Annotated in this window: 17 protein-coding genes and 1 pseudogene; 14 read left to right on the plus strand and 4 right to left on the minus strand. The window is 53.3% G+C overall.

From position 1 onward, the window contains the following. Positions 1-94 precede the first annotated feature (94 nt). From L2Y28_RS23025 to L2Y28_RS23065, 9 genes are all read left to right on the plus strand, one after another. Positions 95-487 (plus strand): hypothetical protein, encoded by a 393-nt coding sequence (locus tag L2Y28_RS23025; protein WP_000341066.1) that lies wholly within the window; start codon positions 95-97, stop codon positions 485-487. 658 nt (positions 488-1,145) lie between these two features. Beyond that, positions 1,146-1,802, plus strand: coding sequence for a trypsin-like serine protease (locus tag L2Y28_RS23030; RefSeq protein ID WP_000462754.1), 657 nt, complete (start codon positions 1,146-1,148; stop codon positions 1,800-1,802). 202 nt (positions 1,803-2,004) lie between these two features. After that, positions 2,005-2,502 carry a membrane protein gene (locus L2Y28_RS23035; protein ID WP_000340139.1) on the plus strand — a complete coding sequence of 166 codons (498 nt, stop codon included), beginning with the start codon at positions 2,005-2,007 and terminating at the stop codon, positions 2,500-2,502. A gap of 4 nt (positions 2,503-2,506) precedes the next feature. After that, a complete protein-coding gene (locus tag L2Y28_RS23040) occupies positions 2,507-3,895 on the plus strand; it encodes a hypothetical protein (RefSeq protein ID WP_012695445.1) in 1,389 nt (462 codons plus the stop codon). A 400-nt stretch (positions 3,896-4,295) separates the two neighbouring features. Further along, positions 4,296-4,589, plus strand: a complete 294-nt coding sequence (locus tag L2Y28_RS23045) for a helix-turn-helix transcriptional regulator (RefSeq protein ID WP_012477377.1) — start codon at positions 4,296-4,298, stop codon at positions 4,587-4,589. A 4-nt stretch (positions 4,590-4,593) separates the two neighbouring features. After that, positions 4,594-5,919, plus strand: coding sequence for a type II toxin-antitoxin system HipA family toxin (locus L2Y28_RS23050; protein ID WP_000088044.1), 1,326 nt, complete (start codon positions 4,594-4,596; stop codon positions 5,917-5,919). A gap of 60 nt (positions 5,920-5,979) precedes the next feature. After that, entirely contained in the window at positions 5,980-6,186 is a 207-nt protein-coding gene (locus tag L2Y28_RS23055) for a hypothetical protein (protein WP_000134171.1), read from the plus strand. Between the two features lie 100 nt (positions 6,187-6,286). Then, on the plus strand, positions 6,287-6,697 hold the full coding sequence (locus L2Y28_RS23060; RefSeq protein ID WP_000985909.1) for a hypothetical protein: 411 nt from the start codon (positions 6,287-6,289) through the stop codon (positions 6,695-6,697). A 12-nt stretch (positions 6,698-6,709) separates the two neighbouring features. Continuing rightward, positions 6,710-7,234 (plus strand): hypothetical protein, encoded by a 525-nt coding sequence (locus L2Y28_RS23065; protein ID WP_001805097.1) that lies wholly within the window; start codon positions 6,710-6,712, stop codon positions 7,232-7,234. Positions 7,235-7,415: 181 nt separating this feature from the next. Here L2Y28_RS23065 and L2Y28_RS23070 read toward each other — a convergent pair whose 3' ends face one another. The 4 genes from L2Y28_RS23070 to intI1 all read right to left on the minus strand — a co-directional run bounded on the left by L2Y28_RS23070 (position 7,416) and on the right by intI1 (position 13,341). Further along, positions 7,416-8,420 (minus strand): IS110-like element IS4321 family transposase, encoded by a 1,005-nt coding sequence (locus L2Y28_RS23070; protein ID WP_000427623.1) that lies wholly within the window; start codon positions 8,418-8,420, stop codon positions 7,416-7,418. Positions 8,421-8,498: 78 nt separating this feature from the next. Beyond that, on the minus strand, positions 8,499-11,471 hold the full coding sequence (locus tag L2Y28_RS23075) for a Tn3 family transposase (protein WP_001138073.1): 2,973 nt from the start codon (positions 11,469-11,471) through the stop codon (positions 8,499-8,501). Between the two features lie 2 nt (positions 11,472-11,473). Further along, positions 11,474-12,031 (minus strand): recombinase family protein, encoded by a 558-nt coding sequence (locus tag L2Y28_RS23080; RefSeq protein WP_001162012.1) that lies wholly within the window; start codon positions 12,029-12,031, stop codon positions 11,474-11,476. A gap of 296 nt (positions 12,032-12,327) precedes the next feature. Next, positions 12,328-13,341: a class 1 integron integrase IntI1 gene (gene intI1 / locus L2Y28_RS23085; RefSeq protein WP_000845048.1), complete on the minus strand. Its 1,014-nt coding sequence runs from the start codon at positions 13,339-13,341 to the stop codon at positions 12,328-12,330. A 145-nt stretch (positions 13,342-13,486) separates the two neighbouring features. Between intI1 and aadB the strand changes: the two genes are divergently transcribed. The 5 genes and pseudogenes from aadB (at position 13,487) to L2Y28_RS23110 (ending at position 18,159) form a co-directional block, all read left to right on the plus strand. After that, positions 13,487-14,020, plus strand: a complete 534-nt coding sequence (gene aadB / locus L2Y28_RS23090) for an aminoglycoside nucleotidyltransferase ANT(2'')-Ia (protein WP_000381802.1) — start codon at positions 13,487-13,489, stop codon at positions 14,018-14,020. A 57-nt stretch (positions 14,021-14,077) separates the two neighbouring features. After that, positions 14,078-14,916: pseudogene (locus tag L2Y28_RS23095) on the plus strand (AadA family aminoglycoside 3''-O-nucleotidyltransferase). A 116-nt stretch (positions 14,917-15,032) separates the two neighbouring features. Continuing rightward, positions 15,033-15,380: a quaternary ammonium compound efflux SMR transporter QacE delta 1 gene (locus L2Y28_RS23100; RefSeq protein WP_000679427.1), complete on the plus strand. Its 348-nt coding sequence runs from the start codon at positions 15,033-15,035 to the stop codon at positions 15,378-15,380. Continuing rightward, on the plus strand, positions 15,374-16,213 hold the full coding sequence (sul1, locus tag L2Y28_RS23105; protein ID WP_000259031.1) for a sulfonamide-resistant dihydropteroate synthase Sul1: 840 nt from the start codon (positions 15,374-15,376) through the stop codon (positions 16,211-16,213). Before L2Y28_RS23100 ends, sul1 begins: the two co-directional genes overlap by 7 nt. Before the next feature lie 404 nt (positions 16,214-16,617). Beyond that, on the plus strand, positions 16,618-18,159 hold the full coding sequence (locus L2Y28_RS23110) for an IS91-like element ISCR1 family transposase (protein ID WP_000050481.1): 1,542 nt from the start codon (positions 16,618-16,620) through the stop codon (positions 18,157-18,159). Positions 18,160-18,363: the final 204 nt, after the last annotated feature.

An 18,363-nucleotide genomic window follows, 5' to 3' on the forward strand; every position in this document is an offset into this window, starting at 1 on the left:
GGACGCCCGGGCGACCGGATACCTGCCGGGTTGTGCGAAGTAAAAACCGGAAGCAGTGATAACACAAACAGGCCCCTACAGCGTAAGGATTGTGATGGACGATAAAGAGCAATTTACGAATCTTGTGGCAAAGCATGCCTCCGGACTCACCGAAGAGCAGCTGGCCGGTTACGATGCCTGTTCCCTGGATGGTGAATGCGTCACGCCTTCATACGAGGTTTTCCGGGGGTATCGTACCCGCCATACCCTGGATGAATTTCTGGAGATGGCCATATCGCTGAATGCCATCCACCCGGATGAATATTTAACGGATATGCTGCTTAAGCCTCATGAGGTGATCGGCGCTCTGGCCGATGAAGGCGACCAGCTGAACAACGCCACCCCGGTTTATTTCTTCCCGGATACCGGCGTCTATGCAGCGGCCGTCAGTGAAACCCGGGTGCTCGATGCCTGGCTTTGCTGGCCATGCTACCCGGCGAACTGGTAACGCGGCCGTTGGAATTGCACCGGCAGGATACGAATTTAACCGACCCCGTGGCGGGAAGGTTATCACAATTGCATGTCCTCATCCCTCAAGCCCCCTGCCAGGCCCTAACGTGCTGTCAGGCTTCGCCTGATTCCCGATCTGCGCCGGTACTTCAGCCGATAACTTTTTGTTTTCTTTTTATTTTCTCCCCATTTCCTCAAAGTTCGCGGGCGGCGTGGACAGGGCACCATTGCCGCATGTGGGGTCTTAATAAGGGCAGGGTGGTCAGGTTTGCTCGATGCCGGGGGTAGGCCCTACCCTTTATGGGATGAGGACATGCAATTCACTAAATTAATCGACAGCACCGGTGGTGACTTATCTGTAACGGGTCAGTTTTGATACGGGGAATGTTTCAGGGTTAAGATCTGGAATCATAAAAATATACGCTCCCGTTCAGGACATACGACTTGAAATGGATAATGCCATTAAAGGAATTCCAGCCTTTCGTCGATAACAGTTTCTGACCATCGCCATAACCATGTCATGGAGGAGACTAACCGTGTTTCAGAGGTGAGCTGGTGCCTGGCAAAACATACAAACTCAAATATCAGGAAGCGAGTTTAGTTGTTTATAACATGCAGCCGTGTAACTGATTAGGTACCGGCAAAAGGAGGAAATAATGTTTGAAAACTACGTTTGTAAAATCTATGTAAGCAATGATCCTCATTTTAGTAGCCATCTCGAAGCAACTGCGTTTGGTTTCGATAATGGTCAGCAGCAAAAGATTCTCACCGCAGCCCATGTTGTTACCAATGCTCTTGGAAAAATTTATCCCGTCAGCAATACACTTAAACTTTACGTCAAATTTCTTAACCATCAAGGACTGGTGAACGAAGAGCCTGTTCTAGTCGATTTCATTCTCAATGAGGCTAATGACAGGGCAGACTTTAAAGACGGCATTCCGTTTGTTGACAGTGCAGAAATCGTATTACCAGCTGGAATACAACAGCCTGTAAGTAGTTACTTTAAGGTCCTGGCTCCCGCAGCTGGCATGGGTACATTGGGTGTCGGATATCCAATGAATGAGACAACAATTTCGACATTCCCTGGTGAAGTTTCAGGCATTTGGCCTTTAAATTGCTCAAATCATTCTCCCCAACATCTCACAACTCGCTTTGTAATAGCACATTTCAACACCGATGGTTGCTCTGGTGGACCCTATGTCGTCTCCGAGAATGACGAGCATTTTGTCATTGGAAGTCTGGTTGGAATAATGTCTGGAACCTGCCCAGATTCAAATCCACACATGTCTGTTCAGTCCGCTACTGATTTTTAGCAAAGTCAGTTCCAAAATGACGCTGGCACGATAGTTATTTTGGGTCTGCCCGATATGGCGTCTGCCCTTACTAACAGCAACAGCATTGAAACTGACAAACATGAACTCGAAAGTGCCACAATAGTAAGTCATGATTTCTTCATCACTTTTATGGTGCTCTTTTTCACCTATCACACAGCAAGTTATGAATACGAGGCCTGTAATGGACGCTACCGAAACTGAAGAGCTCGAAAAAATTCGCAAGAAGGCAATGGATGAAGTTACAAGTGCTCTTCAGGCGCTTGAAAATAAGTTCCCGGGTATTACTGAGGGCGCAGCAGCTTTGGCGGGGTCAGGCGTAGGCGCAGCGGCTTCCTTCGGTGCTCTCTATACGCTTGGTACAACGGGAGTGTCAGCAGCAGGCATAACCTCCGGGCTCGCTACAGCAGGGTCTATCGTCGGTGGCGGTATGGTTGCAGGCATTGCGGTATTGGCCGCACCTGTAGCTGTGTTAGGGATTGGCGGGTACGCGATAGTGAAACACAAAAAAAATGCGAAACTGACAGCCGCCCTTAGTCAGGCCATCCAAAAGCTCTACGAAGTTCAGGAAAGGTTGATGTCGAATGCGGAATATTTTAAGGCAGAAATTGCTGGCATCAAGGCAACAATCGACATGCTTACTAAGAAAGCTCCAAAAGGTAGCCTGGTCGCGGTGAGGTAAACACATGAGTCAGTCTCCTTATGATGATGAGTTCAGGGCCATCCGTTATATTCAGCTCCGTGGTCAGGATATCGCGAACGCTCACGAGACAATTAACAGTGATATAGAGAGCCTTAAGGCACAGTTGACCGGGCTAATCAGCGGCACTGAACTTGATGAAGCGGAGCATCTGGCGCTTAAAGAACATCATCTGCGAGAAATGACCCCTTCAGATACTGCCATGCATTCTACTGGTCTCAAGACTATATATAGCGAGGCTAACCAGCGTGTATGCGGTGATATTGGACTGGCCACAATACTCTCCACGGATGACTTGGCTGTTGTAGATGCCCGGATCCAGAATCATATTAAAGAATTTAATGATCGCTACGCACTCGACGCCTGGGATTATGCTATTGCCTGCGGATGCGGGCTCATAGCATCCATGCTGGATTTACTTTGCGTCAGAGCCCCGCCAAAACCTACGGTGAGCTTTACGGCAGAAGTGGATGGTATTTTCAATAAACAGGTGCAGAAAGCCTTCAATGCCATTTTGCCGGAGGACCTGAGTACAAAACTCTCAGATTTGTTCCCTATAGGGGCACCAGACAGTTCGATCAGCAGCGATTTAGTGGGTGCGGCCGGTGGCGTTTTGTCTCCCACAAATCACCGCTTAAGAGCTTTGTCACACGATCCCGTACTGGGCATTATTTTCGGTATAAAGGATATGCTGAACGGGACCTGTACGGTGGTTCAGAATGGACAGATCGTGGTTTATCCTTCCAGTAAAGGCGTTACAGACGAAACCAATATTTTCAGGCTCATCGCCAGAATGTTTGGACACCTGGCATCGGATGTTAATGCCCCCTCAGCAAAAGGAAACCGTGGCATGGGGTTACCGGCTCCTTTTATGGGGCTACTTCGTATGCTTGAGGGGATCCCTGTGGGGAGTTCTAACTTCGGCAAACAAATAGAGTACATGTATGTCAACGGGTATGACTTTCGTCAGTTTATCGTGACAAGTATTCCGATGAGCATAATGGAAGTTTTGATGCGGGTTTTCTATGTGGCGAAACAGGTATCGCTGGGAAAAGGAGCTTTTGGGGAGACCTTACTGGATACCATGCCGTTGCGGCTAAATCCACGCTTCCGGATGATGCTTGCCCTGGGTTATGGAACTTCCAGTGCTGTTAACGCAGGTAAAATGTATATCACCGGCAATATTCTCAATGCGAATTACGCCTCCTGGATGGGGTTGGCCTGGAATGGTTTTCACTCACTCAAGTGGTCCCTTTATCAGCGACACTTAAAGCTTTGGGCCGGTATTGAAAAGGCAGAACTGGAACGGCTTCAGAACAATATAGACAGCATCGAGGCATTGACCATCATAGCAGGAAACTTGCCAGTCAAGTAACATTCACCGGAGCACCTCCGGAACCCCATAGCCCACCAGCTGCTAAAAATGTCTGCCTTTGCTTTTAATACTCTCTCTGCCTCCTCCCCGAGGCAGAGAGTAGCTCGTAGTTATTTATACAGCTCACAACAGGGCCATAAGATACTCCGCTTCTCGTTTACCGATGATCCTGATCTGTCAGCTCTCTTACCGGATGCTGTACGAGCGTAACGGCTTATTATTGATAGTTCTCTCATATCAAACCTCATAAAGATTTATGCTGCCACTTAGTAACAGCCTAAAGGTTGTACTCTCTATTTAACAGCTTTTAGGCTGTTAATTTGATATTACAGCTTTTAGGGTGTATGTTTAGAAAACAGCGTACAAGGTGTATCAGAGGAACTACTGAGGCCAGCTTATGATCAATAATGATTACCCGTTAAACACGCTCAACCAGTTGCGTCCCTTGCTCATTGGTTTTCGCAAGGCGAATGGCCTGACGCAAAAAGACCTGTCCGAAAGGTTAGGGGTCACTCAACAGACATACTCACGTCTGGAAGCCAACCCTGCCAGTGCGAGCATTGAACGGCTATTCAAGGTGTTTTCTATCCTGGGCGTAAAAATCAGCTTCTCCTCGACAACCGCCTCTTCAGAGGGGAAGCAGACGGAAGAAATGCTTAAATCAAACTCACCTGCACGACAGGAGAAATGGTAACGATATGAGCCGGAAACAGCAGCGTCTGGCAATCTGGATGAACGGAATCAAAGTCGGATACTGGGAAAAAAGTAAAGGGGTAGACAGCTTACAATACCTTCCTGACTGGAGTGCAGACGAACAGGGAAGGCCGCTGTCATTGTCCCTTCCTTTTACTCCCGGGAACCAGGTCTGGCGTGGAAATGTGGTACGTGACTATTTTGATAATTTACTCCCGGACAGCGAAGGCATACGCAGACGTCTGGCAATGCGTTACAAGGCCGATAGCCTGGAGCCTTTTGATCTTCTGACGGAGCTGGGAAAAGACTGCGTGGGCGCGATACAGCTGCTTCATGACGGAGATGAACCCACAGATTTATATTCCGTGAAGTATCACCCGCTTACTGAATCAGAAATTGCGGCAACTTTGCGTAATACCACGGAGACATTGCTACCGGGCAGGCCAGAAGATAACGACGACTTACGTTTATCTATTGCCGGTGCTCAGGAGAAAACAGCCCTACTGTGGCATGAAGATCGGTGGTGTATGCCGGAGGGTAATACACCAACGACGCATATATTCAAGCTACCGCTCGGACTTGTGGGGAACATGAAAGCCGACATGCGCTCGTCGGTTGAAAATGAATGGCTCTGCTCGGTACTTCTCGAACAGTACGGGCTCCCCGTGGCAAGAACGCAGATTGCTCACTTTGAAGATCAGAAAGCGCTGGTGGTAGAACGTTTTGACCGAAAATGGTCAGGAAACGGACAATGGATCATTCGTTTACCCCAGGAGGATATGTGTCAGGCCCTGGGCATTTCGCCATTACGAAAATATCAGGCGGACGGCGGGCCAGGTATATCGGAAATTATGGAAGTTCTGAGTAATTCAGACCGTGCTGAGCGTGACAAAGCGCAGTTTTTTATGACGCAGATAGTTTTCTGGATGATGGCCGCAACAGATGGCCACGCTAAAAATTTCAGTATTTCTATTGGGCCACAGGGACGTTATCACCTTACACCACTCTATGATGTGTTGTCGGCATGGCCGGTGATCGGTCATGGGAACAATCAGATATCCTGGCAGAAGTGCAAACTGGCGATGGCCGTACGTGGCAGTAGCAACTATTACCAGATATATCGAATACAACGACGCCACTGGATCAGGCATGGTGAGATAACCGGCCTGAGTAAACAGCAGACAGAGGCGATGATAGAGGAAATCATCGCCAGAACCCCGGGTGTCATTGAACGTGTTAGCGGGCTTCTTCCGGACCAGTTCCCCCAGCAGCTTGCGGAAAGTATTTTTGATGGAATGAGGCAGCAATGCAGGCGCCTGGCTGAGAAATGACAGCCGCAATTTATAGTGTGCATGTTTTCAGAATAGCTGATGTAAGCGTGAGGATTCAGTATGACTGAAGAACAAAAAAGAATAGAGCGGGCTATTGAGTTGGCTTGTCGTTACGGCGGAACCGATGAAATGCATCATCTGCAATGGGTCGTGGATCAGATGGTAAGAGAACTTGCTGGAGAACGTTATGCACAGATTGTAGCAGATGCCACCAGCGGAGAAGATGGGCCTGATACTTACAAATGGAGTGTTGGGATCGCGCCTTAGCATCTGTCAGTCTGGGGATGAAAACGTACTTAACATCCAGCGAATTCCCAGACTTCACATTAAGACTAGAGTAACGGCCGCAATCACGTGAGAGAAAAAAATGGCAATTTTAGCAATCATTGCAGTTATCGCCCTGGGTGGGTACGCCTGCGGGTTTATTAAAGCCCGTGAGCTGAGCGCTTTGCGTAAAGAAATGAAACTATACGTGGATCGCATGGAAGCGGCGGAGCTGGACTTACACGCAATCAGAAGTGTAGCGGAGCACCGGTTGCACGGTGCAGGTAAACAGTTTGCCGACCTTTACAGCCGTATCGACGGTGCAACTGTGACGCTGACACCCGAAGATCAGCTGTTACTGGCAACGATGCCATTTAATATTCAGGATGTAGAAGACATCGTAAACGAGCGCGGTCCAAAGACAATTAGCGGCCGTCCATTCTGGGAAGTTGAGCCAGGCCCGCATGACTATGAATATGGCCCGCAATATCCGTATTTCCCAGACCAGCGCTAGGAAGAGATCAAGATGAGAGAGCCAAGACCCCGCCATACCTTGCAGGTCATTCGAGTGCCTTCTCTGGAGGTTCAGGATCTGGGGCTGACCAGCTTTGATAGCTGGCTTGACGAGAACGGTTATGACAAAACGAATGCCAGAAATAACCGTACCATCTGGGCGAGAGAAGGCGGATGGCATCTGAAACGTTGCAGAAATCTGGAAACTGGCACGGACGATTTCTGGTTTATCGCTTTCGATGGTAAAGGCGGAAAGATATACCCGCTGAAAACCCAAAGAGACTACCGGGCTGCATATCGTAAGCTGGAAGCAGAAGGTTATGCACCTGCGGTCATCGAGCAAATGACCACAGGCGCAGCATATAACCTGGCCTATCCACGTTCCACCCTAAAACAAGCTGAGACGGCCACCAGCGAACCAAAGCGGAAACCTGACGTAGATGGGGTCGTCTCAGAAAACGGAATCTATGGTCACTCCCGTTTTTGCAACACCGATTTTGACGACAAGTTGGCTTGCTTGAATCTATCCGGCGTCTGAATGGGATTTTATTCCCGCGCCTTGATGAGTTCCGCGCCTGATGAACCTCCAGAAAATATACGGCTTCAATGAGCCTTTCCGTTTTACAGGTTCCTCAACAGGCCGGTGGGCCGTTAGTATCATCAATATCAGTATTCGCAAAACCAGATCAGTAATTCTTTAAACCGGTGTATTTCTGCCGTTATGCTACATAAGTTTGCTGTCGTGCCGTTAGGGCCCAGGCTATTCTGGCCAGCTTGTTTGCCAGAGCACAAGTGACGACAAAGTTGCTTTTCCGGCACAGTAAATCCCTGACCCAATCGGCCAATTTGCCAGACTGGTGTTCCAGTTTTTGTATGAATACCCTGGCACATTGAACCAACAAAGTTCGGATCTTTTTATTACCTCGCTTACTAATTCCCAGCAATGTCGTCCTACCTCCCGTGCTGTACTGCCGAGGTACAAGCCCTGTTGCCGCCGCAAAGTCACGGCTGCTGGCGTACTGCTTCCCGTCGCCAATCTCAGTTGAAATAGTACTCGCTGTCAGTGTTCCGACGCAGGGAATGCTCAGCAAGCGCTGTCCAACCTCATCTTCGTCCAACTTTCGTTTCAACTGGGATTCCAAATCTTTAATCTGCTCAACAAGATAGTGATAATGCTGTTGTAATTTCAGCAATAACTGGCTGAGGTAAAGAGGCAAACTATTATCCTCAAGAATGGTACTCAGTCGGCTAATAACGGCAGCTCCTCGGGGAACGCTAATGCCAAATTCCAGCAGAAAAGCATGCATTTGATTGGTTGTTTTTACCTTATCCTGAACCAGGGATTCACGGACACGATGCAGAGCCCGCATTGCCTGCTGAGATTCCGTTCTGGGCTGCACAAAACGCATAGACGGACGCGATGCAGCTTCACAAATAGCTTCGGCGTCGACAAAGTCGTTTTTATTGCTTTTAACGAACGGGCGGACAAATTGTGGTGATATCAGCTTTGGGGAATGCCCCAACTCTTCCAACTTGCGTGCCATAAAGTGAGAACCGCCACAGGCTTCCATTGCGATGGTTGTAGCGGGGCATGTCGCCAAAAATTCGATCAACTTTGGCCGGGTAAATTTTTTACGGTAAACAGCCTTCCCGCGACGATCCTGGCAATGAATATGGAAAGAGTTTTTACCCAGATCGATACCAATGAGCGCAATGTTTTCCATGATAGTTCTCCGAATGAAAGCCTGTCCTCAGCATAGTACCGGGAAGGAGGGAGTGACCATCTCATTAAATAAAGCACGCTAAGCCGGTGGCAGCGGTCGCAATGGCCTAAACTTCCCCGCACCGACCTTGGCGCTGCTGCGCCATAGGTAATCGCCGGTCAGGTTGATGTGCTCCCACCCCAGCGGCGACAGATATTGCAACAATGTGTCGTCCAGCGCCGTGCCGTTGCCACGCAAAGCACTGGTGGCACGCTCCAGATATACCGTGTTCCACAACACGATGGCCGCCGTCACCAGATTGAGGCCGCTGGCCCGGTAGCGCTGCTGCTCAAAACTGCGGTCGCGGATTTCACCCAATCGGTAGAAGAAGACCGCCCTGGCCAGCGCGTTGCGCGCCTCGCCCTTATTCAGCCCCGCATGGACGCGGCGGCGCAGCTCCACGCTTTGCAGCCAATCCAAAATGAACAGCGTGCGCTCGATGCGCCCCAGCTCGCGCAACGCCACGGCCAAGCCGTTCTGGCGCGGGTAGCTGCCGAGTTTGCGCAGCATCAGCGAAGCCGTTACCGTGCCTTGCTTGATGGAGGTGGCCAGCCGCAGAATTTCATCCCAATGGGCGCGTATTTGCTTGATGTTCAGCCTGTCGCTGCTAATCATCGGCTTGAGCGCGTCATAGGCGGCATCGCCCTTGGGGATGAATAGCTTGGTTTCGCCCAAGTCACGGATACGCGGCGCGAAGCGAAATCCCAGCAAATGCATCAAGCCAAACACGTGATCGGTGAAGCCTGCCGTGTCGGTGTAGTGTTCCTCGATGCGCAAGTCCGACTCGTGGTACAGCAGGCCATCAAGCACGTAAGTTGAATCACGAATGCCCACGTTGACCACCTTGGCACTGAAGGGCGCGTACTGGTCGGAGATATGGGTGTAGAAAGTCCGTCCTGGACTGCTTCCATACTTCGGGTTGATATGACCAGTGCTTTCTGCTTTGCTGCCGGTTCTGAAGTTCTGGCCGTCCGACGATGACGTGGTGCCGTCACCCCAGTTGCCGGCGAAGGGTTGCCGAAACTGCGCATTCACCAGCTCGGCCAGCGCCGTCGAATAGGTTTCATCGCGGATGTGCCAGGCTTGCAGCCAAGACAGCTTGGCGTAGGTGGTGCCAGGGCAGGACTCGGCCATTTTGGTCAGACCCAGGTTGATCGCGTCGGCCAGGATCGTCGTCAACAGCAAGGTTTTGTCCTTGGCCGTGTCGCTGGTCTTCAGGTGTGTGAAGTGGCGGGTGAAGCCCGTCCATTCATCGACCTCCATCAGCAACTCGGTGATTTTGAGGTGCGGCAGCAGCATAGCTGTCTGGTCGATCATGGCTTGCGCGGCGTCTGGTACTGCCGCGTCCAGCGGCGTGATCTTCAGGCCTGACGCGGTGGTGATGATGGCATCCGGTAAGTCGTTGGCCGCAGCCATGCGGTTGACTGTGGCGAGTTGCGCCTCCAACAATTCCAACCGGTCATGCAGGTATTGGTCGCAGTCGGTGGCCACTGCCAGCGGCAATTCGCTGGCCAGCTTCAAAGTGGCGAACTTCTCGACCGGCACCAGGTATTCGTCGAAGTCCTTGAACTGGCGAGAACCCTGCACCCAGACATCACCGGAGCGCAGCGCGTTCTTCAGCTCCGACAGGGCGCATAACTCGTAGTAACGCCGGTCGATGCCGTCGTCGGTCAGAACCAGCTTTGCCCAGCGCGGCTTGATGAATGCGGTTGGCGCATCGGCGGGCACCTTGCGCGCGCTGTCGCTGTTCATGCCGCGCAGCATGTCGATGGCATCGAGCACACCCTTGGCGGCGGGCGCAGCCCGCAATTTGAGCACGCCCAGGAACTGCGGCGCGTAGCGGCGTAGCGTGGCATAGCTTTCACCGATGTGGTGCAGGAAATCAAAGTCGGCAGGCCGCGCCAATGTTTGCGCTTCGGTGACGCTGGCGGCGAAGGTGTCCCAGGGCATAACGGCCTCGATGGCGGCGAACGGATCGCTGCCGCTTTGCTTGGCCTCAATCAACGCTTGACCGATGCGCCCATACATCCGCACCTTGTCGTTGATCGCCTTGCCGGAAGCCTGGAACTGCTGCTGATGCTTGTTCTTGGCCGCGTTGAACAGCTTGCCGATGATGCGATCGTGAAGGTCGATGATTTCATCGGTGACGGTGGCCATGCCTTCGATGGCCAGCGCTACCAGCGTGGCATAGCGTCGTTGCACCTCGAACTTTGCCAGATCAGCAGGCGTCATCTGGCCACCTTCACGAGCGATTTTGAGCAGGCGGTTCTGGTGAACCTGCCGCTCGATGCCTGCGGGCAGATCAAGTGCTTGCCAGGATTTCAGGCGCTCAATATGTTCGAGCATGTGGCGAGAGTTCGGTTTGGCAGGCGACTGGCGCAGCCATGCCAGCCACGTCACTTTACTGCCGTCCTTGCGCTTGAGAAGTTCGTCCAGGCGCTGACGGTGGGGTGATAACAAAGAATCGGTCAGCGCCGCGTAAATGCGTCGGTTGGCACGGGTGATGGCCTCGGCGCTTGCGCGCTCGATGGCATTCATGGCGGGCAGGATAATGCTCTGCCGCCGCAGATTCTCGACAAGTGCGCTCGCCAGCACGATGCCTTTGTCGGTCTGCAAGGCCAGCTCGGTCAATGTATGCACGGCTTGCCGATAGTGGCTCATGGTGAAGGGCTTGAACCCAAAAACCGTTTGCAGCTCGACCAAGTGCTCCCGCCGTGTCTGTTCGCGCTGGCCGTACTCGCTCCAACTTTCCACTGGCATCTTGAGTTGCGCGGCCACCATGCGCAACAGGGGCGGAAACGGAGGCTCATCGACGCCCAAAAAGGTGCCAGGGAATCGCAAGTAGCAAAGCTGCACAGCGAAGCCCAATCGATTCGCGGCGCCGCGACGCTGACGGATCACCGACAGGTCGGTTTCGTTGAACGTGTAGTGCCGTATCAGTTCGTCTTTGGCATCTGGCAGTGCCAGCAGGCTTTCGCGCTCGGTGGCGGACAGGATTGAGCGGCGTGGCATGGTCAGTCTTCCCGCAGGTACTGGTACAAGGTTTCGCGGCTGATGCCGAAGTCACGGGCCACCAAGGTTTTTTGGTCGCCTGCCGCAACTCGCCGTTTCAACTCGGCAATTTGTTCGCTGTTCAGCGATTTCTTTCGTCCCCGGTAGGCACCGCGCTGCTTGGCCAGCACGATTCCCTCGCGCTGACGTTCGCGGATCAGGGCGCGCTCGAACTCAGCGAAGGCTCCCATGACCGACAGCATCAGATTGGCCATCGGTGAGTCCTCGCCGGTGAACTTCAGCCCTTCTTTGACGAACTCCATGCGCACGCCCCGTTGTGTCAGCCCTTGGACGATGCGGCGCAGGTCATCAAGGTTGCGTGCCAGCCTGTCCATGCTATGCACCACCACGGTGTCGCCCTCGCGGACGAAGGCCAGCAGCCTTTCCAGCTCGGGACGCTGGGTGTCCTTGCCAGAAGCCTTGTCGGTGAACACCCGCGCCACCTGAACACCCTCCAATTGCCGTTCCGGGTTCTGGTCGAAGCTGCTGACGCGGACATAGCCGATGCGTTGACCTTGCAAGATGCCTCCAAAGGCAAAAGTGTCAGGATGAAATCTATTACCTTTGACGGAATATGTCAATCAATAGGAAATTTAACTCTATTCTGACATCGTTTGTCGTTTTCAGAAGACGGCTGCACTGAACGTCAGAAGCCGACTGCACTATAGCAGCGGAGGGGTTGGATCCATCAGGCAACGACGGGCTGCTGCCGGCCATCAGCGGACGCAGGGAGGACTTTCCGCAACCGGCCGTTCGATGCGGCACCGATGGCCTTCGCGCAGGGGTAGTGAATCCGCCAGGATTGACTTGCGCTGCCCTACCTCTCACTAGTGAGGGGCGGCAGCGCATCAAGCGGTGAGCGCACTCCGGCACCGCCAACTTTCAGCACATGCGTGTAAATCATCGTCGTAGAGACGTCGGAATGGCCGAGCAGATCCTGCACGGTTCGAATGTCGTAACCGCTGCGGAGCAAGGCCGTCGCGAACGAGTGGCGGAGGGTGTGCGGTGTGGCGGGCTTCGTGATGCCTGCTTGTTCTACGGCACGTTTGAAGGCGCGCTGAAAGGTCTGGTCATACATGTGATGGCGACGCACGACACCGCTCCGTGGATCGGTCGAATGCGTGTGCTGCGCAAAAACCCAGAACCACGGCCAGGAATGCCCGGCGCGCGGATACTTCCGCTCAAGGGCGTCGGGAAGCGCAACGCCGCTGCGGCCCTCGGCCTGGTCCTTCAGCCACCATGCCCGTGCACGCGACAGCTGCTCGCGCAGGCTGGGTGCCAAGCTCTCGGGTAACATCAAGGCCCGATCCTTGGAGCCCTTGCCCTCCCGCACGATGATCGTGCCGTGATCGAAATCCAGATCCTTGACCCGCAGTTGCAAACCCTCACTGATCCGCATGCCCGTTCCATACAGAAGCTGGGCGAACAAACGATGCTCGCCTTCCAGAAAACCGAGGATGCGAACCACTTCATCCGGGGTCAGCACCACCGGCAAGCGCCGCGACGGCCGAGGTCTTCCGATCTCCTGAAGCCAGGGCAGATCCGTGCACAGCACCTTGCCGTAGAAGAACAGCAAGGCCGCCAATGCCTGACGATGCGTGGAGACCGAAACCTTGCGCTCGTTCGCCAGCCAGGACAGAAATGCCTCGACTTCGCTGCTGCCCAAGGTTGCCGGGTGACGCACACCGTGGAAACGGATGAAGGCACGAACCCAGTGGACATAAGCCTGTTCGGTTCGTAAACTGTAATGCAAGTAGCGTATGCGCTCACGCAACTGGTCCAGAACCTTGACCGAACGCAGCGGTGGTAACGGCGCAGTGGCGGTTTTCATGGCTTGTTATGACTGTTTTTTTGTACAGTCTATGCCTCGGGCATCCAAGCAGCAAGCGCGTTACGCCGTGGGTCGATGTTTGATGTTATGGAGCAGCAACGATGTTACGCAGCAGGGCAGTCGCCCTAAAACAAAGTTAGGCCGCATGGACACAACGCAGGTCACATTGATACACAAAATTCTAGCTGCGGCAGATGAGCGAAATCTGCCGCTCTGGATCGGTGGGGGCTGGGCGATCGATGCACGGCTAGGGCGTGTAACACGCAAGCACGATGATATTGATCTGACGTTTCCCGGCGAGAGGCGCGGCGAGCTCGAGGCAATAGTTGAAATGCTCGGCGGGCGCGTCATGGAGGAGTTGGACTATGGATTCTTAGCGGAGATCGGGGATGAGTTACTTGACTGCGAACCTGCTTGGTGGGCAGACGAAGCGTATGAAATCGCGGAGGCTCCGCAGGGCTCGTGCCCAGAGGCGGCTGAGGGCGTCATCGCCGGGCGGCCAGTCCGTTGTAACAGCTGGGAGGCGATCATCTGGGATTACTTTTACTATGCCGATGAAGTACCACCAGTGGACTGGCCTACAAAGCACATAGAGTCCTACAGGCTCGCATGCACCTCACTCGGGGCGGAAAAGGTTGAGGTCTTGCGTGCCGCTTTCAGGTCGCGATATGCGGCCTAACAATTCGTCCAAGCCGACGCCGCTTCGCGGCGCGGCTTAACTCAGGTGTTAGACATCATGAGGGTAGCGGTGACCATCGAAATTTCGAACCAACTATCAGAGGTGCTAAGCGTCATTGAGCGCCATCTGGAATCAACGTTGCTGGCCGTGCATTTGTACGGCTCCGCAGTGGATGGCGGCCTGAAGCCATACAGCGATATTGATTTGTTGGTTACTGTGGCCGTAAAGCTTGATGAAACGACGCGGCGAGCATTGCTCAATGACCTTATGGAGGCTTCGGCTTTCCCTGGCGAGAGCGAGACGCTCCGCGCTATAGAAGTCACCCTTGTCGTGCATGACGACATCATCCCGTGGCGTTATCCGGCTAAGCGCGAGCTGCAATTTGGAGAATGGCAGCGCAATGACATTCTTGCGGGTATCTTCGAGCCAGCCATGATCGACATTGATCTAGCTATCCTGCTTACAAAAGCAAGAGAACATAGCGTTGCCTTGGTAGGTCCGGCAGCGGAGGAATTCTTTGACCCGGTTCCTGAACAGGATCTATTCGAGGCGCTGAGGGAAACCTTGAAGCTATGGAACTCGCAGCCCGACTGGGCCGGCGATGAGCGAAATGTAGTGCTTACGTTGTCCCGCATTTGGTACAGCGCAATAACCGGCAAAATCGCGCCGAAGGATGTCGCTGCCGACTGGGCAATAAAACGCCTACCTGCCCAGTATCAGCCCGTCTTACTTGAAGCTAAGCAAGCTTATCTGGGACAAAAAGAAGATCACTTGGCCTCACGCGCAGATCACTTGGAAGAATTTATTCGCTTTGTGAAAGGCGAGATCATCAAGTCAGTTGGTAAATGATGTCTAACAATTCGTTCAAGCCGACCGCGCTACGCGCGGCGGCTTAACTCCGGCGTTAGATGCACTAAGCACATAATTGCTCACAGCCAAACTATCAGGTCAAGTCTGCTTTTATTATTTTTAAGCGTGCATAATAAGCCCTACACAAATTGGGAGATATATCATGAAAGGCTGGCTTTTTCTTGTTATCGCAATAGTTGGCGAAGTAATCGCAACATCCGCATTAAAATCTAGCGAGGGCTTTACTAAGCTTGCCCCTTCCGCCGTTGTCATAATCGGTTATGGCATCGCATTTTATTTTCTTTCTCTGGTTCTGAAATCCATCCCTGTCGGTGTTGCTTATGCAGTCTGGTCGGGACTCGGCGTCGTCATAATTACAGCCATTGCCTGGTTGCTTCATGGGCAAAAGCTTGATGCGTGGGGCTTTGTAGGTATGGGGCTCATAATTGCTGCCTTTTTGCTCGCCCGATCCCCATCGTGGAAGTCGCTGCGGAGGCCGACGCCATGGTGACGGTGTTCGGCATTCTGAATCTCACCGAGGACTCCTTCTTCGATGAGAGCCGGCGGCTAGACCCCGCCGGCGCTGTCACCGCGGCGATCGAAATGCTGCGAGTCGGATCAGACGTCGTGGATGTCGGACCGGCCGCCAGCCATCCGGACGCGAGGCCTGTATCGCCGGCCGATGAGATCAGACGTATTGCGCCGCTCTTAGACGCCCTGTCCGATCAGATGCACCGTGTTTCAATCGACAGCTTCCAACCGGAAACCCAGCGCTATGCGCTCAAGCGCGGCGTGGGCTACCTGAACGATATCCAAGGATTTCCTGACCCTGCGCTCTATCCCGATATTGCTGAGGCGGACTGCAGGCTGGTGGTTATGCACTCAGCGCAGCGGGATGGCATCGCCACCCGCACCGGTCACCTTCGACCCGAAGACGCGCTCGACGAGATTGTGCGGTTCTTCGAGGCGCGGGTTTCCGCCTTGCGACGGAGCGGGGTCGCTGCCGACCGGCTCATCCTCGATCCGGGGATGGGATTTTTCTTGAGCCCCGCACCGGAAACATCGCTGCACGTGCTGTCGAACCTTCAAAAGCTGAAGTCGGCGTTGGGGCTTCCGCTATTGGTCTCGGTGTCGCGGAAATCCTTCTTGGGCGCCACCGTTGGCCTTCCTGTAAAGGATCTGGGTCCAGCGAGCCTTGCGGCGGAACTTCACGCGATCGGCAATGGCGCTGACTACGTCCGCACCCACGCGCCTGGAGATCTGCGAAGCGCAATCACCTTCTCGGAAACCCTCGCGAAATTTCGCAGTCGCGACGCCAGAGACCGAGGGTTAGATCATGCCTAGCATTCACCTTCCGGCCGCCCGCTAAATATCTCCTTTTGGGTTGTTAATAAAACATCCAATAAGTTGACTGTGCGTGAAAAAGAAAGTTTTGTGTGATGGCGTTGAAGATCGCACCGTTAAGCTCTTATGTGGGATGGTGCAGAGCTCGACGACTACCGATAAAACGCAACCGCCGCAAACAGACAAGAAAAAGCCCCAACTGATAACAGTTGGGGCTTCAGTATTGTGATTGGTGGAGCAATAGCACCCTGAACCCAAAACCTTCTCGCTCAACCGGTAGTGGCTGATAACAACTCGTGAGGGCTATTGCGGGTTAAGCATTTAGCGATGTCTAGGGCCAGACTGGACGTCTGAACGCAAGCCGCTGATACTGTACATAACCACAGTATCAGCGGAGGATACCCATGTCGCTGGCAAGGAACGCCACGGCGAGTCAATCGCCCACTCAAACAAACGGTTACGAACGCCACCAACCCGACCAGACGCTGCTCTACCAGCTGGTTGAGCAGCACTACCCAGCCTTCAAAGCCTCACTCGAAGCCCAAGGTCAACACCTGCCTCGCTACATCCAACAAGAATTCAACGACCTCCTCCAATGTGGCCGTCTGGAGTATGGTTTCATGCGGGTTCGCTGCGAGGATTGTCATCACGAGCGTCTGGTCGCCTTCAGCTGTAAACGACGCGGCTTTTGCCCTAGCTGCGGTGCCCGCCGGATGGCCGAGAGTGCGGCGCTGCTGATAGACGAAGTCTTCCCCAAGGAGCCCATTCGCCAGTGGGTGCTCAGCTTTCCTTTCCAGCTACGCTTTTTGCTGGCTCGCCATCCCCAGCTGATGGGCCAGGTCTTGAGTATCGTCTATCGTACACTCTCAACTCATCTGATCAAAAAAGCCGGTTACACCAAAGCCTCTGCACAAACTGGCTCAGTGACTCTTATCCAACGCTTTGGCTCCGCGCTAAATCTCAATGTCCACTACCACATGCTGTTTCTCGATGGTGTCTATGCCGAAGATGACTATGGCAAGCAACGCTTCCATCGTGTCAAGGCACCCACTTACGATGAGCTGAATACGCTCGCTCACACCCTCAGCCATCGCATCGCTCGCTGCATGGAAAAGCGTGGGATTTTGGAGCGTGATGCCGAGAATACGTGGTTGACACTGGAAGAGGGCGAAGACGATACGCTGACTCAATTACATGGTGCTTCGGTTACGTATCGCATTGCCGTCGGCCCCCAGCAAGGGCGCAAAGTCTTCACCCTGCAAACCTTGCCAGGGCGTGAGGATAAAGCCGACTCAAGCAGTCGAGTAGCCAACCATGCTGGTTTCTCGCTACACGCCGGTGTGATGGCCGAAGCGCATCAGCGGGATAAGCTTGAGCGCTTGTGTCGCTACATTAGTCGGCCAGCGGTTTCAGAAAAACGTCTGGCATTAACCGCCAATGGGCAGGTGCGTTACGAGCTCAAAACTCCGTACCGCAATGGCACCACCCATGTGATCTTCGAGCCGCTGGACTTCATCGCCAAACTCGCTGCGTTGGTACCTAAGCCGCGAGTCAACCTCACACGCTTCCACGGCGTCTTTGCACCGAACAGCAAACACCGAGTTCAAGTAACACCCGCCAAGCGGGGCAAGAAGCCCGACAAATCGGAAGGTCTCGATACTAACTGGCGTGACAAGAGTCCTGCAGAGCGCCACCGCGCCATGACCTGGATGCAACGCCTCAAGCGAGTCTTCAATATTGATATTGAAGTCTGCGAACACTGCGGCGGTCACGTCAAAGTGATTGCCAGCATCGAAGATCCGAAGGTCATTGAGCAGATTCTCAAGCATCTGAAACAGAAAACAGCCAAGGCGAATGCCGCCAAGCAGCGTGAGCTGCCACCAGAACGAGCGCCGCCACTGACTCCCAGCCTGTTCGATCCATCACAGAGTCGTCTCTTTGACTGACGACCCCAAATCCAACACTGCTCAACACTGCCAACTTTTAAACGGGGCGGTGGGGCAGTTTGTATCTCTCGAGCTATCAGGCTAGAGATTTTACCGCCAAATCGAACCTTATTAGAGCGGTTTAGGCTGGACCGGCAGTTAAAATTGGGGCTTGAGCGGTAAACGAGTGAGGGAATTTCAGGTAAGATACTTCGGATGAGGAGC

Origin of the sequence: Enterobacter sp. JH25 (assembly GCF_021725435.1) — a bacterium.
GTDB classification, from domain to species: domain Bacteria; phylum Pseudomonadota; class Gammaproteobacteria; order Enterobacterales; family Enterobacteriaceae; genus Enterobacter; species Enterobacter intestinihominis.